We start from the raw sequence: 24,954 nt of genomic DNA, 5'->3' as shown, positions 1-24,954 counted from the left end.
TTTTTTTGGATATTTACAAAAAATAACATTAGGTAGATTGCTTTTAACGTTATTTACAAAACCTTTACATTCAGTCAATAGAATATTTACAGTGGAGATTTATCATACTATTAGACAAGAAATGACATAAATAGTTGCTATTCTTTTTGGAGGTAAATCATGGTCATTATAAAAAAACTAAAAATAGTACTCTCGTTACTGTCTATACTCCTTTTATTATCAGCATGTTCAAGTAATGAAGAAACGGAACAATCAACAAATGACAGTAAACCCATATCGATTTCAGGATCTACTTCCGTTGGACCACTTGCTGAGAAATTAGCAGCAAAATATCATGAACACGATCAAACTAAAATTGAAATAAATCAAATTGGATCTTCCGCAGGAATTACAAATGCGATGAGTGGCGTTTCCGAAATTGGAATGTCTTCACGAGATTTAAAAGATGAAGAGAAAGGAAAATTAAAAGAAGTAGTTATTGCTTACGATGGAATAGTAGTTGTCACACATCCTAGCAATAAAGTGAAAGAATTGACATTAGAACAAGTAAAGCAAATATTCACTGGGAAAGTGACAAACTGGAGTCAGCTTGGCGGCGATGATATGGAGATTGTTGTTGTTTCTCGTGAAGATGGATCTGGTTCACGTGATGCTTTTCAAGAAATTGTAGGCTATAGCTCTGGTGAATTAATTAGAAACTCTATCATTGCCAGCGGAAATGGAAATATTAAAACGACAGTTGCAAATAATAAACATGCCGTAGGCTTCATTTCTTTTGAATATATTGATGATGCTATTTCGACTATCGATATTGATGGCGTTGCTGCTACTGCCGAAAATGTATTAGAGCAAAAATATAAGTTATCAAGACCATTTTTATTTGTCTATAAAGATGGGAATTTAACTGCAAATGGGCAGAAGTTCATCGATTTTATTCTAAGTGATGAAGGGCAAAAAATTGCAGCAGAGGCAGGAGCAATTCCTATTAAGTAATACCAAAATCTTTAGAAGTAATCTTGGAGGAAAATAGAGTGTCTATTCAAACAACCGAAAAGCAAGCCTCAGCAATGGGCAAAGCAAATAAGAGGAAATATATGTTTGAGAAGGTTTCGGCAAGAGTTTTCTTGTTTTGTGCCCTTCTTTCCGTAATCAGCTTAGTATTAATTATTGGATTTGTTTTCTATAAAGGGGCCCATCCTTTTATTGCAGAAGGATTTAGTTTTTTTGATTTTCTCTTTGGAGTCGACTGGGTGCCTAGTGAAGGAGAATTTGGGATTTGGCCCATGATTGTCGCATCTCTGTATGCAACTATAGGAGCACTTATTATTGGAGTTCCCATTGGATTATTCACAGCTATCTTCTTGGCGGAAATCGCATCAAAGCCAATAGCCAAAATTGTTTCACCAGCCATTCAGCTTTTAGCTGGTATTCCATCTGTTTTATATGGTGTTTTTGGACTAGCAATTATCGTACCTTTTTTACAAAATACTTTAGGATTAGTAAAAGGACAAAGTTTATTAGCGGTTATTTTAGTATTAGCAATTATGATGCTGCCAACGATTGTAACAGTCGCAGAGACAGCGATTCGCGCTGTACCAAAAACATACCGGGAAGGTTCCCTTGCGCTTGGTGTATCGGAAATTGGAACAATCTTTAAGGTTGTTGTCCCCGCAGCGAAGTCAGGTATTATGACAGCCATTGTATTGGGCTTAGGTCGAGCGATTGGTGAGACAATGGCGGTTATTCTCGTTGCTGGTAACAGTTTGATTGTGCCAACAAGCTTAACAGATAGTATACGCCCACTGACAACAAACATTGCATTGGAAATGGGCTATGCAGCAGGAACGCATCAAGAAATGTTATTTGCAACTGGGATTGTATTATTCTCGTTTATTTTAATCTTGAATTTTGTTTTAGCGAAAATTAGTGCGAAGGGTGGCAAATAAGATGAGAAAAATGAAAGATAACTTGTTACGCGGCCTTCTTTGGTTTTCTGCTTTCTTATCTGTTGCTGTTCTCGTTATGATTGTTGGCTATATCTTTTATAAAGGAGCTCACTTGCTCAGCTTCGATTTTATTTTTGGTGACTATTCTCCAAGTGGCGGCGGTGGAATTTGGCCGATGATTGTCACAACAATTTATACGATTGTCATTTCCTTGCTGATTGCTACACCAATTGGAATATTAGCAGCTGTTTATTTACAAGAGTATGCGAAACAAGGTCGATTGGTAAAAATCATTCGCTTTGCAACAGAAAGTTTAACAGGTATTCCCTCAATTATTTATGGTTTATTTGGGGCAGTATTCTTTGTAACCACCTTAAAATTAGGAATGTCTATTTTAGCGGCATCTTTGACATTAACGATTATCGTACTGCCAGTTATTATCCGAACAACCGAGGAATCTTTAAAGACAGTTCCTCCTACTTATCGTGAAGGATCATTAGCCCTTGGTACAACAAGATTGCAAACATTGTATAAAGTTATTTTACCAAGTGCGATGCCAGGAATTTTATCAGGAATTATCTTATCTATCGGAAGAATAGTTGGGGAGTCAGCAGCTATTTTCTTAACGGCAGGAACAGTTGCTGCCATGCCAGAGGGCCTGTTGTCCTCCGCTCGTACGCTAACGGTTCATTCCTTCTTAGTAACACAAGAGTCTGGAGATATTGAATTAGCGGCAGCAGTTGGTATTGTGCTAATCGTTATTATTCTTGCTATAAACCTTATCGCAACATTTATATCGAAAAAGCTAAACAAAGCAGACTACTAATTTTTAAAGGGGTATGTTTATGACTACAACAGTAACAGAAAAAAGTCAAAAGAAAACAGGGAAAGCATTCTTAAAGGTTGGTCAAGAAGATACAACGGGTGCATCAAAAATTAGTGTAAGTGACCTAAATTTATTTTACGGTGAAAAACAGGCTTTGTTTGGAGTAACCCTAGATATTGAAGAAAAGAAAGTAACAGCTTTAATTGGACCTTCTGGCTGTGGAAAATCAACTTTCCTAAGAACATTGAATCGAATGAATGATTTAATCGATGGCGTAAAAATTGCAGGAGATATTATTATTGATGGAGAAAATATCTATTCTTCCAATGATGTTATTAAGCTTCGTACAAGAGTCGGCATGGTTTTTCAAAAGCCGAATTTATTCCCGATGAGTATTTATGACAATGTGGCTTATGGTCCAAGAATGCAAGGCATTAAAAACAAAAAAGAATTAAATAAAATTGTCGAAGAGAGCTTACGTGGGGCTGCGATTTGGGATGAAGTAAAAGACCGCTTAAAGACATCTGCACTTGGCTTATCGGGTGGACAGCAGCAGCGTGTCTGTATAGCTCGTGCAATTGCAATGAAACCAGATATTATTTTAATGGATGAGCCTACTTCTGCTTTAGATCCGATTTCTACATTGAAGGTAGAAGAGCTGATTACAAAAATGAAAAAGGATTATACAATTGTTATTGTTACACACAATATGCAGCAAGCAGCAAGAATCTCCGATAAAACAGCCTTTTTCTTAAACGGAGAAGTAGTTGAATACGATGAAACAAATAAGATTTTTTCCACACCTAAAGATCAGCGGACAGAAGATTATGTCACAGGTCGATTTGGATAATAGGAGGAACTAATGGTCATTCGAGAAAACTTTGAGAAGAAGCTAGGCGAGTTAAAACAAAAAATTAGTGAAATGGGTGAAATGTCCATTACTCAGTTAGAAGAGGCTTTTGATGCATTAAAAGCGCAAGATGTAGAAATTGCTTTAAATGTAATGGAAGAAGATAATGACATTGATAATCTAGAATCTGAAATTAATCATTTTGCAATTTGGTTAATGGCGAAGGAACAGCCTGTTGCAAGAGACTTACGTGTTGTAATTGGTGTTATCAAAATTTCATCCGAAATTGAGCGAGTAGCTGATTTTGCTGTAAACATTGCTAAAGCAACAATTAAGATAGGAAAAGCAACTTCTCTTCTGGATTTAACCCATTTAGAGAAAATGAAGGAACTATCAATCGAAATGCTGCAAAAAGCAGTAAAATCCTTTATAGAGGAAGATATTGTCCTTGCAAAGGAAGTAAGTAAGTTAGAAGATAAAGTGGATGATTATTATTTAGAAACCTATAAAAAATTGACAGCCTATTTAAGTGAACATCCCGAAGAAACAAATCAGCTTGTTCAATTATTATTTATCAACCGTTATTTGGAAAGAACAGCTGACCATATAACCAATATGGCGGAAAGCACAGGATATTTGATTAAAGGAAAGATTTATGATTTTAATTCCTAAGAGAAAAGCAATTTGAAAAGTATAGACCTCTATCCCTTAATCGATTGAGTTCATATTCTAACATTAAAGTCACCAGTTCAAAAGAATTGGTGACTTTAATGTTGACAAACACATCATTATAAATAGAAAATATTGTTAGCAATAATGTATTTCGTCATCTGTAAAAAATTTCTTAAAAACAATTCATTTTAATTCAACTAAATTGGTGTCTTCTTTTTTATTTACTAACTATAATTTTGGTAGCGGTTTCATTTAGGATGCTTATAGAGTAACCTTTCTTTAATTTTATATGAGCTAGACCAATCAATGAGTAGGTTAGGGGAAGAAAGTATGAAAAACAAAGGCTATATCTTGTTTGTAATTCTGCTTATATTCGTTAGTGCATGTGAAAATAAACAGGCAACTAGCATTCGTATCAAAAATAACCCCCATGAACAAGCGATCTATAAAGAGCCATTGCTTAATCAAGATAAGGAAAAGATAATTTCCTTTGTTACAAAGTCTCTTGATAATCCAGTTTTCATAGAAGCAAAGGAAGAAGCAGAACGAGTAAGCTCTCAGTTAGGGGTGAAAATGGAATGGTTGGCCCCGATGGTAGTCGATAGTCAGGAGCAAGCAAAAATAGTAGAGAGCTTAATTGAAAGAAAGGTAGATGGCATTGTTATCAGTGTCTTGGATACCAAGAAAATGACTCCGCTTATCAATAAAGCAGTATCACAAGGGATAAAGGTGGCTACTTTTGATTCCGATGCACCGGCTAGCAATCGGGCATTTTATGTTGGAACGAATAATTATGAACTTGGACAAGAAAGTGGAAAATCTTTGGTGAAAATAGTAAAAGAAAAAAAATTGCATCAGCGTCATCTCAGAGTTTTGATTATGACTGGGGTGAAGGAAAGTGTCAATATGCAAGAGAGAATCGAAGGATTTAAAGATGCAACGGAAGAATTAGATTTAGAGTTTGTTGATATGGTAGAATCCTATGATGACATAAATCGCGCTTCAGAGCTTCTAGAGAATTATGTGAAAAAGAATCCTCATTTTGATTTGTTTTTTAGTGCTGGAGCATGGCCGTTATTTTCTCCTCCTGAAGGGATGATTTCATATAAAAGGTGGAAAGAAACTGGCGGTATAGCTGTGATTGTTGATACATTTTATCCAATAGTATTTGCTGCCAATAAAGGATTAGCAGATGCGCTAGTTGGACAAGACTTTCAGGAAATGGGACGTCTAAGTGTTGAAAACATGTATAAATTCATTAATGGGGACAAAGTTAAAGAAACGATGATATATACGGGATTGGAATACGGCAATGCAGATAATTATGAAGAACTGTTAAAAAGAAAAAAGCCGTGGGAGATAAAATAAATGAAGAAATGGCTGAAATGGATCGATCTTTATAGTATCCGAACAAAAATGATTGTCTGCTTCTTGGCACTTAGTCTTATCCCGTTATTAATTCTTGGTTATCTTTCCTATCAATATTACATCAATGATCTCCAAAATAGTATCAATGTTTATACCAATGAAGTAATTGAGCGTGTGGATAAAAATATCGAAACATACATTTTAGATATCGAGAATATTCTAGATATCTATGATGATTATTACACAATTCAGTACTTAAGGTTGAATGAGGCAGGAGATATAGATGGGATACAGAAATATACTGTTCGTTTATGGGAAACGATAGAACTAATTAGGAATATGAAATCCGATTTAGTGGATATAAGAATCATTTCTCATACAGGAGAGACAATAAGCGCTCAAGGCGTATATTGGAGCGATATGAATGATCCTTTTTTTACGAATATGCGAAAAATAGATGAAGCGCAATTTGCAGTAAAATCACCTTATATGGATATGTTTAATCGCAATGTTTTTTCTATTGGAAAGAAAATTTTATCTCCTAGTTTAAGTGAACCAGCTTATTTGATTATTGATATTGATGTAAATCTATTGAATCGAATTGTAAACGATATCAAATTAGGAGAGAAAGGGTATGTCTATTTTACAGATAGAACAGGGGAGGTAGAATTTTTTCCGGCAGATACTAGTCATCCTATGTTTATAAAGGAACTAATGAACAATGATAGATTGTTAAATTCAGATAAAGGATCATTTGAAGAAGCGGTAAAGGGAAAACATTATCTTGTTAACTTTAAACAATCTGAGATTACAGGTTGGAATATTATTGGGGTCACTTATGCAGATGAACTTAATGAAGACATAAATAAAATCCGGCAGATAACCCTTGTAATTGCTGTGGGCAGCCTTCTGGTCGTTGTGCTCATAAGTATTTATTTAACGAATATCTTAACAAATCCAATTCGTGATTTGCGCAGAACAATTAAACGGTTTGCAGATGATAATTTAGCCATTCGAGCACAAGTCAAAACGAACGATGAAATAGGGCAACTAGCAAGCAGTTTTAATGAATTAATGAATCGAATTCAATGGCTCGTTCAAAAAACGATGGATGATCAAGTGAAAATTCGCAAAATAGAGATGAAAGCACTACAAGAATTAATAAAACCTCATTTTGTTTATAATACATTAGACTCGATTATTGGATTATTAGAGCAAGAGCGAATTGAAGAAGCGCTAGACTTAATAGAAGCACTTGGCATGTTTTTTCGAACATCGTTAAGCCATGGAAAGGATGTCATTCTTATTGGTGCAGAAATCGAGCATATTCGTAACTATTTTACGATTCAGGAATTTCGCTTTTTTAATAAATTTGATACGAAAGTAGAAGTAGACGAAGAGATATTAAATTTTGAGACGGTCAAGCTTATTTTGCAGCCATTAGTAGAGAATGCGATTTATCATGGTGTACGACGGATGAAAACAAGGGGACTAATTGAAATTAAAGGCAAAGAAAAGGAGGGAGCAGTGGTTCTGGAAGTCATTGATAATGGGGTGGGAATGACAGCTGAAAAGGTGAATCACATTAATAATGTATTAACAGGAATAGAAAAAATAGAGGATGAAAATGAATATTTTGGCATTCGAAATGTGAATGAGCGAATAAAATTAACCTATGGAATGGAGTATGGGATTTATTTTAAAAGTAAACCAAATGCGGGAACAACTGTAACAGTCATTTTACCTATTGTAAAAATATGAGGAGGAATCCTATGTTTAATTTATTGGTTGTAGAAGATGAAGATATGATTCGTCACAAAATAATCAATAATACGAATTGGTTAAGTCATGGTTTCCAACAAGTATTTGAAGCGGAAAATGGTTCAGGAGCAGTAAAAATATTAGCTGAAAACCATATTGATATTCTGATTACCGATATCAAAATGCCAGAAATGGATGGCATCCAACTAACAAAACATGTAAAAGAGTTTTATCCAGAAATAAAAGTAATCATTATTTCAGGTCATGCAGACTTTGACTTTGCAAGAAAGTCAATTACTTTAAAGGTTTGTGATTATATGCTAAAGCCTTTTCAATCTAAGAATCTATTAAAACTCGTATTAAATGTAAAGAATGATTTGCTTCGGGATAAGGGAGAACAAGAAAATATAGAAAAAATGAAGAGACAATTGCAAGAAAATAAGCATTCTTTACGAGAAAAACTAATCCAGAATCTCCTGACCAATAGTTTTGTGGGAGATCTAGATAATAACCTGAAATATATGGAAATGGAACATCTTAAGAATGCTTCCTTTTTTGTAGCCGTCCTAAATATTGAACAACTTCAAACAGATCGAAGTGAAATGGAGGAAAATGATAAGTATTTATTTAATGTATCGATCTATAAGCGACTTTCTCGTCTGCTGGAAAAAGAATGGGGGCAGTTCTCTGAACGTGGACAGATAGAAAAGGGCTATATCTTAAATTATAAAATGGATCAAATTGTGTTAATTGTCTTCGAAGATATTGGTATTAGACATCAACTAAGAAAGGTTATTCAGAAAGAAGATCAGGAAAAAGGCTTCACTTTAATAATTGGGATAGGAGATAAGTATAATCAATTACTTGATTTACATTTATCCTATGAAGAAGCTTGTTCTGCAGCTGCATTAAGTCGAATTCATGGTTCTGGCGATATGTATTTCTATCATAATATTATCAGCAACCATACTTATTACAGCAAGCAATTACACAAAATAGTAAATCATAAAATTTATCAGGATTTAAAATCAGGTGACTTTGAAGAAGTAAAAAAGGACGTAGCGGAATTGCTTGCAGAACTTAAGAATGAAAGTATTCCATATGAAGCAGTGGCAACAGCCATTAATAATATCGTATTTATGTCCTGTAAGACAATAAATGAACAAGGGTACGATGTGAACGAAATATTCGGAGAAACGGGACTACCTATCTTTAATCAAGAGAATAATTTTACTTATAAAGAAATAGAGGATTGCTTATATTCCTTTTATTCCGCTATTCATTCCTTCATCGAATCAAAACGCGGTAATCGAATAGACAGGCTTATTGCGGAAATGAAGGAGTACATGAATGAAAACTTTGCCGAGAATATTTCCCTAACGAGCCTATCCCGTAAATTTAATATAAGTCCCAGCTATTTAAGCATATTATTTCGAGACATCACTTCCCAACATTTTAGTGAATATTTAACAAATTTACGTATCCGAAAGGGCAAAGAGCTGCTCAAGAATACAGATTTACGTATTAAAGAAATTGCCGCACAAATAGGGTATAGAGATGCTTATTACTTTAGCTCCGTATTTAAAAAAGTAACAGGAGTTAATCCTACCCAGTATCGGAATGAGTAAAATAGTGGGGAGGATTAACAGCAAAAAAATTGTAGTGAAACACTATGCAAAAAACATTCATCCATGATGAGTGTTTTTTTTATTCCACTTTTAATAGCAGTAAAACTTCAGCAGATCTAAGTTTTCTTTACTGAAGAAGAAAATAGGAACTTCGAAAAATATTAAAGGATTATAAAAAATATTCCATTTCCAATAGGGAGGAAAAAATATATTCTTTGTATGAAAGCGGTTTACAAATGGTTTGGAGGAGGGAAGAAACGAAGTCATTTCTACTCGCCTATACGTACCGAGGGCCGACTTCATATTCGGCAATCAACTTATGTCTTACTAATAGAAAAGGAATTCAATCTTATCAATTACTTAAAAATTAGGGGGGTATTTTTATGAAAAAACGTAACAGTTTTCTTTCGCTTGTACTTATTCTATCTCTAATGTTTATCATGGCTGCGTGTGGACAGGATGCAAATGGCACACCAGCAAATGAGAAAGGAAATAAGGATGAAGGGGGAACAGAAAAAGAGAAGATTACAATTGGTCTTTCCGTCTCTGATTTAACATTAGAGCGTTGGCAACATGATCGTGATTTTTTTGTTGAAAAAGCAGAAGAGCTAGGAGCAAATGTGTTAGTACAATCAGCAAATGGTGATGAGGCAAAACAATTATCGCAAATACAAAATATGCTTTCACAAGGTATCGATGCACTAGTTATTATTGCTATCAATTCAGATGCCCTGTCAACGGTAGTAGATCAAGCTAAGGCCGAAGGGATTCCTGTGTTAGCATATGACCGATTAATTAATGGCACGGATATTGACGCCTACGTTTCATTCGATAATGTACGGGTTGGGGAAATGCAAGCAGAGTATCTTGTTGAAAAAGTACCCTCAGGAAAGTATTTCTTAATGGGAGGATCACCAACTGATAATAATGCCAAGATGTTTAGAGAAGGACAGATGAATATTATTCAGCCGCTAGTTGATAAAGGTGATATTGAAATTGTCGGTGATCAATGGGCAAAAGATTGGGATGCAAATGAAGCATTAAAAATTATGGAGAACGCTTTAACTGCCAATAAGAATGATATTGATGCAGTAGTGGCATCTAATGATAGTACTGCCGGGGGAGCAATTCAAGCACTAGAAGCACAGGATTTAGCTGGAAAAGTAGTTATCTCTGGCCAAGATGCAGACTTAGCAGGAGTGCAGCGTATTGCAGAAGGTGTTCAAACAATGACCGTTTATAAACCAATTAAGGCAATTGCAACAAAGAGCGCTGAAGTAGCTGTTCAACTAGGAAAAGGAGAAAAAGTGTCATCTGATTCAACTGTTAATAATGGAAAGATAGATGTGCCATTTATAAAATTGGATCCAATTAAAGTAGGTAAAGAGAACATTGTTGACACTGTTGTTAAAGATGGATTCCATTCTTATGATGATATCTATAAAAATGTTCCAGAAAATGAACGACCAGAACGTCCGTAAGTCTCAAAATATTTAATTAAAGGGGGAGCAGCTAATGCTTTCCCTGACTAATAGGTGGTGAATGAATAATGGACACATATGCGCTTCAAATGGAAGGGATTGTGAAAGAATTTCCGGGTGTTAAGGCTTTAGATAATGTTACTTTTTCCGTAAAGAGGGGGGAGATTCATGCCCTTTGCGGAGAAAATGGTGCGGGAAAATCAACATTAATGAAAATCTTAAGTGGCGTTTATCCACATGGAACCTATGAAGGTGACATCATCATTAATGGTCAAACAGTTCAGTTTAAATCTATTAAAGAATCGCAGGAGGCAGGAATTGGTATTATCTATCAAGAGCTTGCGCTTGTAGGGGAAATGTCAGTAGCCGAGAATCTTTTTCTTGGTCATGAGTTAATGAGAAAAAGAATAATCAATTGGAATGAAATTTATGTAGAGGCCCAAAAGTGGCTCGATCATATTGGGTTAAATATTGATCCGCAAACAAAAGTTGCCGATTTAACAGTCGGGAAACAGCAACTGGTAGAAATAGCAAAAGCTTTAACGAAAAAAACAAGCATACTCATTTTGGATGAACCAACTGCTGCTTTAACAGAAAGTGATGTAGAAATCTTAATCCATTTATTGCAAGATCTACGTTCACAAGGAGTTACCTGCATCTATATTTCTCATAAATTAGGAGAAGTTATGTCACTTGCTGATTCGGTCACCATATTAAGAGATGGCCAGACGATAAGCACTAATTCCATTGAGGAATTATCAGAGGATAAAATAGTCACAAAGATGGTTGGAAGAGAATTAACAGAACTGTTCCCATATGAGGAGCATGCTATTAGTAAAGAAAATATTTTAGAAGTGAAAGACTATACTGTCTATGATGAGCAAGGAAATAAAATCATTAATCAAGTTTCCTTTTTACTTAAAAAGGGAGAAATCTTAGGATTTTCAGGATTAATGGGAGCTGGACGATCAGAATTATTTATTAGTCTCTTCGGTGGATTCAAAGGAAAAAAAGAAGGAAAGGTCATCATAGATGGAAAAGAAACAAATATCCAAAAACCGGCTGATGCAATTAAAGAAGGATTAGCGTATGTTTCAGAGGACCGTAAGCGCTACGGTCTTGTGTTAGGAATGGATATAACAAAAAATACGACGTTAGCGGCGTTAAATAAAGTTGTTAAGCTAAATGTTATTGATCAGGCATTAGAAGTGAAAAGTGCAACAGATATAACGGAAAAAATGAAGTTGAAAGCACCGAGCTTAGAAGCAAGAGTTGGACAACTAAGTGGTGGAAACCAACAAAAAGTAGTTCTAAGTAAGTGGCTGTTAAATAACCCGAAAATATTAGTTCTTGATGAACCGACAAGAGGAATTGACGTTGGAGCGAAATATGAAATCTATAAGATTATTAATGAACTTGTCCAACAGGGGGTCGGAATTGTTATTATTTCATCTGAACTGCCTGAAGTATTAGGAATGTCAGATAGAGTGCTAGTTATGGCTGAGGGTGAAATTTCTGGCGAATTTTTACGAGAAGAAGCTACCCAAGAAAAAATTATGACATGCGCCACAGGAGGGAAGAAAAATGAATATTCAACATCAAACAGTTGAAGAGAGCAAGAAAAGAGAAATAAGCTTTAAAGTTGATATGCAATCTTATACACTTATTATCGCTTTACTATTAATTGCATTAATATTTGGTTTTTTCACTGGAGGTGAATTTCTTTCTTCCCGAAATATCTCTAATTTATTTACGCAAATGTCCGTTATTTCCGTCCTTGCTATTGGTATGACGCTAATAATTGTTGCAGGTCATATTGATTTATCAGTTGGAGCATTAGTAGGATTAACAGGAGGAATCGCGGCAATTTTGCAAGTCTGGTATGATTGGGATACTTTTTTAGTAGTCCTTTGTGCAGTAATTGTGGGAGCGCTTTTAGGATTATGGCAAGGATGGTGGGTTGCTTACCGAGCTGTTCCTGCCTTTATTGTTACACTTGGAGGAATGCTTATCTTCCGAGGTATACTCATTGGTATAAGTAAGGGACAAACAGTCGCACCAATGAGTGATAGTTTTAAAAAAATTGGAACTAGTTATTTTCCATACATTCCTGGATATATTCTTGCATTAGTTAGTATCGCTTTGCTATTCCTTTGGACGACCAAACATCGTACAAAACGAAAAAATATGGGCTTAATGATCCCTGCTGCTAAGATAGACTATGGTAAGACTGTAGCTTATTCCTTTTTTATCCTGCTAGCAACCTATATGTTGAATCGGTATTTAGGTATTCCAATTCCAATCTTAATCGTTTTAGCAATAGCTGCAATCTTTATCTTTATTTCAAATAAAACACCATTCGGCCGATATGTCTATGCAATTGGGGGAAACCAAGAGGCAGCGGCATTGTCAGGGATTAATATAAAATGGAATACGCTGTGGGTGTTTATTACGATGGGAGGGCTTGCTGGTGTGGCGGGTGTTCTGTTAACAAGTAGATTAAATGCAGCAACCGTAAGTGCGGGGAATATGTATGAGCTTGATGCGATTGCTGCATGTGTTATCGGTGGAACTAGTCTGATAGGAGGAAAAGGAAAAATTGTTGGAGCACTAATTGGTGCTTTAATTATGGCTAGTATCGACAATGGAATGAGTATGATGAATATCCAAACCTTCTGGCAATATATAGTAAAAGGACTTATTTTAATTGTTGCCGTTTGGATTGATATATCAAGTAAGAAGTAAATAATAGGCTAGCTTAATGAGTAGAAGAGTCCTTACCTTGTAAAAAGGTGAGGATTTTTTATGGTGAAAATAGGTAAAGCAAATACAAAGAAAAAAACATATTCTAAAGAGAGATGAGCGAATATTTTTAAAGTAGAGAATAAAATTGCATAAAATTAGTACCAGGTAATAGTAATTGGTGTTAAAATAAAAGTAAATGAATAATGAGGTGATGTGAATGTCAACTTCCAAAGCACGTATTACAGCGATTGGTTCATACGTTCCCGAACGTATTTTAACAAATAATGATTTAGAAAAAATGGTGGAAACAAATGATGAGTGGATTGTAAAGCGAACAGGTATTAAGGAAAGAAGAATTGCGGATGAGCAGGAATTTACAAGCGATCTTAGCTATAAAGCAGTCCTTGATTTAATGGAACGATACGATAAAACAGTTGATGATGTTGATTTAATCATTGTTTGTACGATGACTCCTGAATATAAAACACCGAGTGTGGCTTCCAGCCTGCAGGCTAAACTAGGAATAAAGAATACAGGAGCAATGGATTTAAATGCAGCCTGTGCAGGATTTACTTATGGATTATATGTAGCAAATGGACTGGTTACATCAGGACTAAATAAAAAAGTTTTGGTTGTAGGGGCGGAAACATTATCTAAAATTACAGACTTCACTGATCGTACAACATGTATTCTTTTTGGAGATGGAGCAGGGGCAGTAATGGTAGAGTATGATGAAACAAAACCAAGCTTTCTTTCTTCTCATATCGGATCAGAAGGAGAAGGGGGACAGCATTTATATTGCACCAGTCTAGCTACTCAAATGAATGGTGTTGACTTACAGGGAAATGGCTGTATTGTTCAAAATGGTAGAGAAGTCTATAAATGGGCTGTTAAAACAGTTACTAATGGGATGAAAATTGTTGCTGAAAGAGGAAATAGGACTTTAAATGAGATAGATTGGTTTGTCCCCCATAGTGCGAATTTAAGAATGCTAGAATCAATTTGCGAGAAAAGTAATTTTCCAATCGAACAAACTTTATATAGTTTAGTTAACTACGGAAATACCTCTTCTGGTACGATCCCATTGTCATTGGATATCGGAGTGAAAGAAGGGAAATTAAAACAAGGGGATCATGTATTACTATATGGCTTCGGCGGTGGTCTAGCACATGCTGGATTATTAATTAAATGGACGATTTAATAACAAGAAACGGTGGATTATTAGAATCAAACGTTTGATTAATCAAAAAGCTTAATTACTTTAAAAACAAAAGCAAGAGTTATACCTTTATGATAAGATGGATGTAACAAAATTTTAGAATACGCCTTATCCCCTTGGCTTATCTACTTAGAAGGAGTATGTATCAGAATGAACTGTCCAATTTAATAATCTCCGTTAATGAATGAATAACTTAATTATTTTTTAATTAGCGGGGGATAAAGCATGAAATTAAATAAGAACTTTACATTATTATTGAATGGGCAGTCTTTTGCCAATATAGGGGATGTCCTCTATATGGTGAGTATTATTAATTTGATCTATACCGTAAAGGGATCAGCAACAGCGGCATCATTTGTGCCGTTTACGATTACAACTAGTATGTTTGTCTCAAGTGTTTTAACACCACTTTTCGTGAGGAAAATTCGATTGAATCGGTTATTGGCAGGATCCCAAATAGGGAAGACCGGATTACTCTTACTATTGGGGTTTATCTTGCCAGGAATAACAGAAGCGAATTATTTTATCATTTTTATAGTTATAGGGCTTATTGCATTTCTTGATGGCTGTGCCAATCCAATCACAAGAACTTTAATTCCATACTATGTTAGACCGGAAAAATTAATGAAAGCAAACGGGATGGTAGAAACAGTGACACAGCTGATTCAGGCCGGAATGTGGTTTGTAGGAAGCATGTTTCTTCTTTTTTTAAGTCCGCAAAATCTTATTTGGTTTGTTGGCTGTTTATTTTTTATCTCGAGTTGTTTATTATGCCTTTTAGAAAATGTAGATGGGAAAACAATAGAGTCAGCGGGTAAACTAGAACAAATAAAAGCGGGCTGGAAAACACTATTTCATACACCGGTGTTAAGAAAAATGGCTTTAGTGGAATGTTTAGAAAGTCTCGCTGCAACGGTATGGATTGCAGCTGTTTTATATGTGTTTATTCAGGATGCGTTAAAGGTGGACCAACAGTGGTGGGGCTTTATGAATGGAACATTCTTTTTAGGATTAATTTTGGGAAGTCTCTATTGCATGAACTATTCTTCTTTTGTGGAAAGAAAATTAGGCGTGTTTTTAGTTGCGGGATCTTTTATAAGCTTTCTGCTAACGATTTTATTTAGTTTAAACAGTATTCCTATGCTTGCATTAGTTCTATCATTCGGTGTTGGTATTGTTACACAAATAAAAAATATACCACAGCAAACTGTTATTCAAACAAGCGTCCCCAAAGAGCAGCTATCAACCGTGTATACTTCTCTTGGAGCAATTGGTACAGGAATTTTCGGGATAGGCTCCTTATTGATGGGGTTACTGGCAGATTTATTAGGGGTAAGGATAGTCTTCCTTTTCTCAGGTGTTCTCCTTGCATTGGTCAGTATGATTATATATAAAAATAAATCTTTATTTCGTATTCAAAGCCATTTAGAAAAAGAATAAAAGTCATTTACTGGAAACTCGACCTTAACCAATAGGTCGAGTTTTTTGAATGGTTGATTCTAAAAATATTGAATTTATAATTCGGATAATTTAGAATAAAAGAAAATAGATGGAGGTGCTTTTCGAATGAAAGTATTTAGCACAACAGGTCGGAAACAAGAAACATATCAAGTTGAAATGAAATATTCTTTATTATGGGAATGTGCTTTGGGGATTGCTGCGATTACCAATGAACGTTTACTAGATTCATTAGATCAGCCGAAGAGTTATTGGGAAAATGTTCGAACAAACCTTTCTCAGAATTTACAAGCACAACTAGACTACGTAGAAGCGAATAATACATGGAAAGCATTGCTACAATTACTGCATCAACAGGATTTTTTGAGTCTTGACGTATTTACGGAATATATAAATAAACTAACGGAGAGACAATTAATCTATCAATGCATTCCGTTTTTAAGTGAAAGCTATCAACCTATTAGGGAGCATGCAGCTGATGGTAACAGAGAAGCGATAGAAAAGTTAAAAGAAGCTACAAAAGATAATCCTTTTTTTCCAACCTATATTTCTTTTATCTGCCAAGTTGATTCTCAGCAATTAAAACAGCATCTTATCACTGTGATGAGTGAATGGTATGAAGCAGTTATAGAACCAGATAGAGAAAAACTCACATCCATTTTACAAACAGATATCTCCATAAAAGAAAAAATGAGACAGAAAATGGATCCAGAAGAATTTGTAGAATGGGCCACAGGAGGAATACGATATACACCCGAGCCGAGTGTTCATAAGGTATTACTCATTCCTCAATACATCTATCGTCCGTGGAATATTAAAGCAGATATAGAAGGAACAACAGTCTATTACTACCCGGTTTCCAATGAAAGTATTTCGCCGAACGATAAATATATGCCAAGTAACTTTTTAGTTTTAAAGCACAAGGCATTGGGCGATGAAGTTCGACTAAGAATGGTAAAACTATTATTTGAACAAAGTCGAACACTCCAAGACATAACAGAAAAATTAGAAATGGGAAAATCCACGATCCATCATCATTTAAAAATATTGAGATCAGCACAGCTAGTAGGAATAGAAGATGGAAAATATGTATTAAAAAGTAGTGCAATTACCTCGCTGGCAAAAGAATTAGAACAATATATTCAGCAATAAACGATTTGAAGGAGATTAAAGAGTGAAAGGAGGGATATCTAATCTAGATTAGGGAGGAGAATCAGCTTAAAGAGGTGTATATCAGCCAAAAGGAGAAGGGAATCAGCCAAACAAGGAAAATATCAGCCAAAGGGAGGAGAGAATCAGCCAAAGGGAGGGGAAAATCAGCCAAACTAGAGGGTATATCAGCCAAACTGGAGAAATATCAGCCAAAGCGGGGAGAGAATCAGCCAAACTGGAGAAATATCAGCCAAAGGGAGGAGGGAATCAGCCAAACTGGGAAAATATCAGCCAAAGGGAGGGGGAAATCAGCCAAACTGGGAAAATATCAGCCAAAGGGAGGAGAGAATCAGCCAAACTGGAGAAATATCAGCCAAAGGGAGGGGGAAATCAGCCAAACTGGAGAAATATCAGCCAAAGCGGGGAGGGAATCAGCCAAACTGGAGAAATATCAGCCAAAGGGAGAAGGGAATCAGCCAAACTGGGAAAATATCAGCCAAAGGGAGGAGGGAATCAGCCAAACTAGGAAAATATCAGCCAAAGTGGAGGGAAATCGGCCAAACAAGGAAAATATCAGCCAAAGTGGAGGAAAATCGGCCAAAGCATCTAAGATAAGATGCCAAATCACCAATCAACCGACCAAACCAAAGAAAGTGGTGTTCATTTGAATATTTTTCGCAATAAATCATTCACGTTTATGTGGATTGGAAATGGGATATCGGAGTTAGCGGGAGCCTTTGGGACCTTTTGCAACTCGTTATTAATCTATGAAATTACTGGTTCAACTTGGGCTTTAGGCAGTATGTGGCTATTATATTTTCTGCCTTCTCTCATCCTTCAGCTTTTTATTGGTCCATACCTTGATCGTTGGAGTAGAAAATGGATGATGATTTTTGCTCTCTGGAGTAGAGGCATAATATTTCTTTTTCCTCTCATTGGGTTTGTATCAGACACCTTAGTACCGTGGCATGTTTATATTGTTCAAATCATCATTGGATTAATAACTCCGATTTATTCTCCTGCTAATCAAGCCATACTGCCTAATCTTGTTTCCAAAGAGCAATTAAGTAGTGCTAATGCCTATGTAGAAGGAATGGCCAGATTAATGACGTTCACAGCGCCAGTTTTTGCAGGGATTGTCATTGAATATATCGGAATTGGCAGTACTTTATTGTTTATTTGTACGGCGCTGATGCTTAGTGGATGTCTTTTGCTAGGTATTATGGAAGTAAGAGAAGAGAAAGTAGAAAGAAAAACGTGGGCAGTGGAATTTATGGAGGGGGTTCGCTACTTCTTTCAACAAAAAACGATTGTGTGGTTAGGGATTTTTTTAGCATTTGTTCAATTTGGGGTAGGGGTCACAATGGTGATTAATATTCCCTATATTAAAACAGTGCTAAATGGAAATAATGCCATGTATGGTTATTTTATGGCGGGTTTTCCTTTAGGATATATGTTTGGAACCTTACTTGTTGGTAAAATCAAATTCCAATCACGGAGACGCTTGATGCTAGGAGCACTATTAATAGGGGGAGTGACATACATTAATTTAGGAATAACAAGCTCACTCATTTCAGCCATCGCAACGGAAATAGTTGCTGGCATCACTATGGCATTTTTCAGCATACATAATATTACACTTTGTCAGCAAACCGTTCCCAATCATTTAATGGGCAAAATTATCTCGGTCCGATCCTTTATCATTCGAGCGATGATGCCGCTTGGTGTACTAGTAGGCGGAGCATTAAGTGAATTATGGGGAATCCGGCCTTTATACATTTTAATTGGAGCAACAATTACTACTGTATCTTTAGTGGGGCTATTGATTCCTTACTTTGCCTTTTTGGATAAAGAAAGCATCAATAAAAACAAGCTGGCTGCTTAATTAATTAAGAAAGACTAGGAAATGGAGTTCCTTTTTCCTAGTCTTTTCTATTAATATTTCTTTAACAAAATTGCTGAGTTATGACCGCCAAAGCCAAAGGAATTAGAGAGACCAATGGATATGTCGGCTTTTCTTGCTCCCTCTGGAACATAGTCTAAATCACAGTCTGGGTCTGGAGTTTCCAAATTAGTAGTTGGCGGGATAATCCCTTCTCTCAAGCTCTGTATTAAAGCAATTGCTTCCGCTCCACCAGCAGCACCAAGCATATGACCAAGCATGGACTTATTCGCCGTTACAGGAATTTTATAGGCGTCTTCTTCAAATAATTTCTTAATCGCTAATGTTTCCGAGAGATCGCCGACAGGCGTACTGGTTGCATGGGCGCTAATCACATCTACATCAGAAGGAGAAATATTTGCTTTAGTTAATGCCCGCTTCATAGCAAGATATGCTCCTCTTCCTTCTGGATGGGTAGCCACCATATGATGGGCATCTGAGCTTGCACCATATCCAATGATTTCAGCTAAAATGGGAGCATTACGCTTTATAGCATGTTCCAAGTCTTCCACTACTAAAATAGCTGCCCCTTCACTCATCACGAATCCATCTCGATTTTTATCAAAAGGTCTACTTGCTGAAGCAGGTTCGTCATTTCTTGTCGATAATGCTCTGGCATTCCCGAAGCTTGCTAAGGAAAGATTCGTAATTGCAGCCTCCGCTCCGCCCGCAACCATCACATCTGCATCACCATTTCGAATCGTATGAAAGGCTTCCCCAATCGATGTATTTCCAATGGAACAAGCTGTTACCGGAGAGAGGGAAGGACCTTGAGCTCCGAATTTAATACTAATTTGCGCTGCAGCTGCATTGGAAATCATCATCGGTACTAAGTTAGGACTGACTCGATTAGGACCTCTTTGATTCAATGTATTTACATTATCGATAAGGGTGGTCAAACCGCCGATTCCTGATCCTACATAAACACCCATTCGCTCTTTATCTATTGAATCTAAGTCTAACTGTGAATTTGTTAAGGCTTCTTCTGCAGCAGCTAACGCAAACTGGCTAAATCGGTCCAATTTTTTTGCTTCTTTTGCTCCCCATCTTTCATCTGGATGAAAGTCAGTTACTACTCCAGCTATTCTTGTTTTGGAATTAGATACATCTAAATGGTCGATAGAAAGGATTCCCGATTCACCCTTTAAGAGGTTCTGCCAATATTCATCCACGTTATTTCCTAACGGTGAAATAATTCCCATTCCAGTGACAACAACTCTTTTCACGATTTTTCCCCCATTCCTTTTTTCTTTATTGTATCCTTTTCTTATCCTATTACAAGTTGTAGTTTATACTAGTATAAATAGTACTAGCTTAAAAAGGAGAATGGATATGAATAGAGATATAAGGCTAGAAGCACTCTCGGAATTTTTGAAAACAAAGCGCTCTAAGATACAGCCGCAAATGGTTGGACTCCCAGCTGGAACGAGAAGAAGAACAGCAGGACTCCGCCGTGAGGAAGTGGCACAATTAGCTGGAGTAAGCACTACCTGGTATACCTGGCTAGAGCAAGGTAGAGATATTAAAGTGTCTATCTCTGTTCTCGAAGCAGTAGCAGATGCGCTGCAATTAAATTCGGATGAGCGAAAATATGTATATGGATTAGCGTTTGAGGAGGGAAATTCTTTTTTTCCTAAAGAGGCGGAAGAAGACATGATGACTCCAGCCTTAGAAAGAATTTTAAAGGAACTTCGCTACTGTCCAACTATTATAACGGATCGCCGTTCTTTTATCGTCGGCTGGAATGAAGCCGCCAAGCAAGTATTCCTAGACTTTGAAAAAATCCCATCGGAAAAAAGAAATCTCATCGAATTGCTTTTTTCCAGAAAAGAACTAAGAGCATTGGCAGTCAATTGGGAGGACTTTGTAAAAGGATTTATTTCCATCTTTCGCACTTATTTAGGACAATATATGGCCGATGAGTGGTATCAAGAATTTATCGAAGACATGAAAAAGAACTATCCAGACTTTAATAGGATGTGGAATGAAAGTGAAGTAAGTTCTGCTCCTGAGGTATTAATTGAATTTCGCCATTCCAAGGCAGGAAAAATGATTTATAATTTAACCTCCTTACAAGTTCATGGCGCAAATGATTTAAGATGTAGTATTTATACGCCTGTTGATGGAACAGGGACGGAGGAGAAGATTAAGCATTTGATGAAATGAAAGAAGGGACACAGTCGATTTTTGTGTCCCCTTTCCTGTTTATTAAGAATTAGAAATAAGCTTTCTAACTCCATCCACTACAGGTGTTTCCGAACGGCCCAGCAATTTTTCAAAATCATTGCTTTCAATGTCTAAAGTACCTTCGCGAATATCCTTTTGAATTGCTACAAGCATAGGAACAACAAAATCTGGTATGCCAGCTTGTGTCATTATTTCTGCATATTTACTGTCATCTACATGTTGGACAGGTACTTCTTTTCCAATCACCTGGCTAACAGCAGCAGCGATCTCTTCTTGTGATAAAGGTTTGCCAGAAAGTTCATAAATCGTATTTTCATGTCCTTCACCGGCTAGCACTTCTGCTGCAGCTTCTGCATAGTCCTGCTGTAGAGCCCAGCCGACCTTTCCGCTGCCAGCAGAGGTAACCCACGGTGCTCCACCTTGAACTCCTTGAATAGTAGAAAGCTCATTCTCTAGGTACCAGTTATTACGTAAGAAGGAATAAGGGATACCTGTTTTTTGAATAGCAATCTCTGTTGCTTTATGAACTTCAGCAAGGAAGTTAGTGCTTTTCTGTGCATTCGCAATACTTGTATATGCGATAAAGGAAACACCAGCGTTTTTAGCAGCATTGACAGCATTATTGTGTTGGCGAATTCTAGTTTCTGTATCTCCATCTGCTGAAATAATTAATAGGCGATCGATTCCTTTGAAGGCTGCTGCTAAAGTTTCTGGCTGATCGAAATCTCCATGGCGAACATCTACGCCTTTTGCGCGTAAATCCTCTGCTTTTTCTGGATTGCGTACACTGACAGCAAGCTGATCAGCAGGTACTTTTGCTAATAAAACATTTACGATTTTAGATCCAAGTTTACCAGTAGCGCCTGTTACTAATAGTTTCATTTGAAATTCCCTCCAATTAATGTTTTTCTTTCATTATAACCCAACGACTTTAACAAGATGTGTTGTTGGATATCCAATATAGGTATATAGTATATTCATAGTAAAAAAAATGAAAGTAGTTATTTTTTTATAACATAGTCACATAAATAGTACCATTGGAAGGAGAGAGAAAATGGCACGTTTTTTTGTTCAAAATGAATCTGTCTCAATCGATGAGGAGGGTTTTTGTCCTGTAACTTATACACAAAATTTAACGGCGGGAAGATGGAAGATTATTATCTTATGGCATTTAAGTCAGGGGACAAAACGGTTTAATGAATTGCAAAGACTATTGCCTGGCATATCAAAAGGGATTTTAACAAGGCAGTTAAGAGAATTAGAAGCAGATCAAATGGTGCACAGAGAAGTTTATAAAGAAGTGCCTCCCAAAGTGGAATATTCCTTAACAGAAAAGGGAGTTAGCTTTATTCCTATTCTTGATTTAATGGGAGAGTGGGGGAAAAAGCATTTTAAGGAATAAAAATGGGGACAAATAATTGTCCCCATTAGCTTTACAATACTTTATTCAAGAAATCTTTTGTACGCTCATTTTGTGGGTTTCCAAAAATCTCTTGTGGTGTGCCCTCTTCCACGATATAGCCATTATCCATGAAGATTACGCGGTCTGCTACTTCTCTAGCGAAGCCCATCTCATGTGTAACAATTACCATCGTCATTCCTTCTTGAGCTAATTGCTTAATAACGTTTAATACTTCTCCGACCATTTCAGGATCAAGTGCACTTGTTGGCTCATCGAACAGCATAATATCAGGGTTCATCGCAAGGGCGCGTGCAATGGCAACCCTTTGCTTTTGACCGCCAGACAATTTAGAAGGATTTTCATTAGCTTTATCCTTTAAGCCGACACGGTCTAATAGTTGTAAGGCTTTTTCCTTTGCTTGCTGTGGCGTTGCTTTTTTCAAATCAACTGGAGCAAGGGTGATATTTTCCAAAACCGTTAGATGTGGGAAAAGATTGAAATGCTGAAACACCATTCCGATATTTTCTCTGATTTTGTTAATATCATTTTTTTTATCCGTTAATTTAAAGTCATTTACAACAACTTCGCCACTTGTAACTTCTTCTAACATATTTAAACAGCGAAGAAGGGTACTTTTTCCGGAGCCAGAAGGACCGATTAAACAAACAACTTCGCCCTCTGTTACCTGTAAATCAATCGATTTTAAAACTTCAAGATTACCATATGATTTTTTCAGATTCGTCACATTAAGCTTGGCCATTTTTAATCCTTCTTTCTAATCGATTTGATACTTTTGTTAGAATCATAATGACGATAAAGTACATAATTCCGACGATCAGCCACATTTGGAATGATTCTAAGTTTCTTGCAATAATAATTTTTCCGCTTTGTGTCAATTCGTTAATACCGATAATGGAAAGAATAGACGTATCTTTTAGTGTAATAACAAATTGGTTAATAAATGCTGGAATCATTAATTGGATAGCCTGTGGAAGCACTACCTTTCTCATTGCTTTTCCATAAGGAAGTCCTAAACTGCGCGCAGCCTCCATCTGCCCTTTATCAACGGATTGAATTCCTCCGCGAACAATTTCAGCCATATAAGCACCAGCGTTTAAACTTAATGTAATAAGACCGGCAGCAACTGCTGTAATTCGGAAGTCAAGAGCTGCTGGAATTCCGAAGTAAATAAAGAATGCTTGGACAATTAATGGTGTTCCTCGGAAAATATCAATGTATATACCAGCAATTGTTCGTAAAACTTTACTTTTTGCAATACGTAATAGTCCAAAGATAATTCCTAGTACAGTTGCAATTAATAGAGAAACGACTGTTAAGATAAGTGTCATTTTTAAACCAGATAATAAGCTTGGGAAGCTCTCTTTTAATAAACCAAAAAAGCCACTCTTAGCTTCTTCATCTGATCCAGTTTCTAAGTATTTATCTAATATTTCTTGATATTCTCCAGATGCCTTTAGATTGGCTAATCCAGTGTTGAACATTTCAAGAAGCTCTGTATTTTGTCCTTTGGAAACAGCGAATCCATAAGAGGCTCCTGCTTCTTTATCTGTTACACTTTTTAAGCCATTTCCTTGCTTGATTCCATATGCTAATACTGGATAATCATCAAATACAGCCACGGAATTTCCAGTTCTTACTTCCTCGTACATATTAGCAGAATCATCGAATGTTACGATGGAAAAACCATATTTGTCTTTGATGCTTTCTGCAAAGCTTGCACCCTCTGTTCCTGTTTTAACAGCAACCTTTTGACCTTTCAAGTCTTTATAGGAGGAGACTTTATCATTATCGCTGTCGACGGCCATAATGATACCAGAATCAAAATAGGGTTCCGAGAAATCAAATTTCATTTGTCGTTCTTCTGTTATGCTCATCCCGGCAATAACAGCATCCACTTGTTTTGATTCAAGTGCTTGAACAGCTGCGTTAAATCCAAGTGGCTTCATTTCATATTTGAAACCTTGATCTTTCGCAATAGCAGCCATTAAATCCATATCGATTCCGACGAAGTCGCCATTTACATCCTGAAATTCAAATGGTGCAAATGTAATATCTGTTGCAATCTGATATACTTTCTCCTTTGCTTCTGCTTTTGATATAGGAGAAATAATATTCAGCATAGTTAAGATAACTACGAAGAATAAAACTAATTTAGACATCCTTTTCTTTTCTTTCATTCGTGCAACTCCTTTTCGTTTTTCTTAAGGTTATAAAGTTCTGGTATAACATGTTAGATTACCTAACAAAACATAATTAAAATAATACTAAACAATTTTGATCTTGTACAGATAGGAAT

Annotated in this window: 22 protein-coding genes; 18 read left to right on the top strand and 4 right to left on the bottom strand. The window is 36.3% G+C overall.

Going from position 1 to position 24,954, the window contains the following annotated elements; all coding sequences use genetic code 11:
• Window positions 1-159: 159 nt before the first annotated feature.
• From NiCM35_RS22470 to NiCM35_RS22395, 16 genes are all read left to right on the top strand, one after another.
• Window positions 160-993: a phosphate ABC transporter substrate-binding protein gene (locus NiCM35_RS22470; protein ID WP_095330855.1), complete on the top strand. Its 834-nt coding sequence runs from the start codon at window positions 160-162 to the stop codon at window positions 991-993.
• Window positions 994-1,031: 38 nt separating this feature from the next.
• Complete coding sequence (gene pstC, locus NiCM35_RS22465) at window positions 1,032-1,946, top strand: phosphate ABC transporter permease subunit PstC (RefSeq protein ID WP_235850287.1); 915 nt, start codon at window positions 1,032-1,034, stop codon at window positions 1,944-1,946.
• Window position 1,947: 1 nt separating this feature from the next.
• Window positions 1,948-2,772: a phosphate ABC transporter permease PstA gene (gene pstA / locus NiCM35_RS22460; RefSeq protein WP_095330857.1), complete on the top strand. Its 825-nt coding sequence runs from the start codon at window positions 1,948-1,950 to the stop codon at window positions 2,770-2,772.
• Window positions 2,773-2,791: 19 nt separating this feature from the next.
• Entirely contained in the window at window positions 2,792-3,622 is an 831-nt protein-coding gene (gene pstB, locus NiCM35_RS22455) for a phosphate ABC transporter ATP-binding protein PstB (RefSeq protein WP_303981471.1), read from the top strand.
• 12 nt (window positions 3,623-3,634) lie between these two features.
• Window positions 3,635-4,294: a phosphate signaling complex protein PhoU gene (phoU, locus tag NiCM35_RS22450; protein WP_123258922.1), complete on the top strand. Its 660-nt coding sequence runs from the start codon at window positions 3,635-3,637 to the stop codon at window positions 4,292-4,294.
• Between the two features lie 330 nt (window positions 4,295-4,624).
• A complete protein-coding gene (locus NiCM35_RS22445) occupies window positions 4,625-5,662 on the top strand; it encodes a substrate-binding domain-containing protein (RefSeq protein WP_433780787.1) in 1,038 nt (345 codons plus the stop codon).
• The gene (locus NiCM35_RS22440) at window positions 5,663-7,423 is read left to right on the top strand and encodes a sensor histidine kinase (RefSeq protein ID WP_433780786.1); all 1,761 of its coding nucleotides are present in this window, start codon (window positions 5,663-5,665) and stop codon (window positions 7,421-7,423) included.
• Between the two features lie 11 nt (window positions 7,424-7,434).
• On the top strand, window positions 7,435-9,051 hold the full coding sequence (locus tag NiCM35_RS22435; protein WP_433780785.1) for a response regulator: 1,617 nt from the start codon (window positions 7,435-7,437) through the stop codon (window positions 9,049-9,051).
• Between the two features lie 383 nt (window positions 9,052-9,434).
• The gene (xylF, locus tag NiCM35_RS22430) at window positions 9,435-10,532 is read left to right on the top strand and encodes a D-xylose ABC transporter substrate-binding protein (protein ID WP_123258926.1); all 1,098 of its coding nucleotides are present in this window, start codon (window positions 9,435-9,437) and stop codon (window positions 10,530-10,532) included.
• 68 nt (window positions 10,533-10,600) lie between these two features.
• Complete coding sequence (locus tag NiCM35_RS22425) at window positions 10,601-12,142, top strand: xylose ABC transporter ATP-binding protein (protein ID WP_163187939.1); 1,542 nt, start codon at window positions 10,601-10,603, stop codon at window positions 12,140-12,142.
• Window positions 12,117-13,277, top strand: coding sequence for a sugar ABC transporter permease (locus NiCM35_RS22420; protein ID WP_095330873.1), 1,161 nt, complete (start codon window positions 12,117-12,119; stop codon window positions 13,275-13,277). Before NiCM35_RS22425 ends, NiCM35_RS22420 begins: the two co-directional genes overlap by 26 nt.
• Window positions 13,278-13,494: 217 nt before the next feature.
• Window positions 13,495-14,478: a ketoacyl-ACP synthase III gene (locus NiCM35_RS22415; RefSeq protein WP_095330874.1), complete on the top strand. Its 984-nt coding sequence runs from the start codon at window positions 13,495-13,497 to the stop codon at window positions 14,476-14,478.
• Between the two features lie 243 nt (window positions 14,479-14,721).
• On the top strand, window positions 14,722-15,936 hold the full coding sequence (locus tag NiCM35_RS22410; protein ID WP_123258929.1) for an MFS transporter: 1,215 nt from the start codon (window positions 14,722-14,724) through the stop codon (window positions 15,934-15,936).
• A 126-nt stretch (window positions 15,937-16,062) separates the two neighbouring features.
• A complete protein-coding gene (locus tag NiCM35_RS22405) occupies window positions 16,063-17,106 on the top strand; it encodes an ArsR/SmtB family transcription factor (RefSeq protein WP_433780784.1) in 1,044 nt (347 codons plus the stop codon).
• A gap of 74 nt (window positions 17,107-17,180) precedes the next feature.
• Complete coding sequence (locus tag NiCM35_RS22400) at window positions 17,181-17,774, top strand: hypothetical protein (protein WP_433780783.1); 594 nt, start codon at window positions 17,181-17,183, stop codon at window positions 17,772-17,774.
• Window positions 17,771-18,991: an MFS transporter gene (locus tag NiCM35_RS22395; RefSeq protein WP_433780782.1), complete on the top strand. Its 1,221-nt coding sequence runs from the start codon at window positions 17,771-17,773 to the stop codon at window positions 18,989-18,991. Before NiCM35_RS22400 ends, NiCM35_RS22395 begins: the two co-directional genes overlap by 4 nt.
• A gap of 50 nt (window positions 18,992-19,041) precedes the next feature.
• Here NiCM35_RS22395 and fabF read toward each other — a convergent pair whose 3' ends face one another.
• Window positions 19,042-20,274 carry a beta-ketoacyl-ACP synthase II gene (gene fabF, locus NiCM35_RS22390; protein WP_095330884.1) on the bottom strand — a complete coding sequence of 411 codons (1,233 nt, stop codon included), beginning with the start codon at window positions 20,272-20,274 and terminating at the stop codon, window positions 19,042-19,044.
• Window positions 20,275-20,380: 106 nt separating this feature from the next.
• Here fabF and NiCM35_RS22385 point away from each other — a divergent pair, with 106 nt between their 5' ends.
• A complete protein-coding gene (locus NiCM35_RS22385; protein WP_095330886.1) occupies window positions 20,381-21,214 on the top strand; it encodes a helix-turn-helix transcriptional regulator in 834 nt (277 codons plus the stop codon).
• 42 nt (window positions 21,215-21,256) lie between these two features.
• On the opposite strand, the gene NiCM35_RS22380 is transcribed toward NiCM35_RS22385, so the two are convergent.
• A complete protein-coding gene (locus NiCM35_RS22380; RefSeq protein WP_433780781.1) occupies window positions 21,257-22,117 on the bottom strand; it encodes an SDR family oxidoreductase in 861 nt (286 codons plus the stop codon).
• Window positions 22,118-22,289: 172 nt separating this feature from the next.
• Here NiCM35_RS22380 and NiCM35_RS22375 point away from each other — a divergent pair, with 172 nt between their 5' ends.
• Complete coding sequence (locus NiCM35_RS22375) at window positions 22,290-22,637, top strand: winged helix-turn-helix transcriptional regulator (RefSeq protein ID WP_047941655.1); 348 nt, start codon at window positions 22,290-22,292, stop codon at window positions 22,635-22,637.
• A 31-nt stretch (window positions 22,638-22,668) separates the two neighbouring features.
• Here the strand turns inward: NiCM35_RS22375 and NiCM35_RS22370 are convergent, their stop codons facing one another.
• Together NiCM35_RS22370 and NiCM35_RS22365 are read right to left on the bottom strand one after the other, a co-directional pair.
• On the bottom strand, window positions 22,669-23,397 hold the full coding sequence (locus tag NiCM35_RS22370; protein WP_095330890.1) for an amino acid ABC transporter ATP-binding protein: 729 nt from the start codon (window positions 23,395-23,397) through the stop codon (window positions 22,669-22,671).
• Window positions 23,384-24,778, bottom strand: a complete 1,395-nt coding sequence (locus NiCM35_RS22365; RefSeq protein WP_235850288.1) for an amino acid ABC transporter substrate-binding protein/permease — start codon at window positions 24,776-24,778, stop codon at window positions 23,384-23,386. Before NiCM35_RS22365 ends, NiCM35_RS22370 begins: the two co-directional genes overlap by 14 nt.
• Between the last annotated feature and the right edge of the window lie 176 nt (window positions 24,779-24,954).

It is taken from the genome of Niallia sp. M35 (assembly GCF_050971705.1).
Taxonomy (GTDB): domain Bacteria; phylum Bacillota; class Bacilli; order Bacillales; family Cytobacillaceae; genus Niallia; species Niallia circulans_A.
This window is presented reverse-complemented; position numbering and strand designations above follow the sequence as displayed.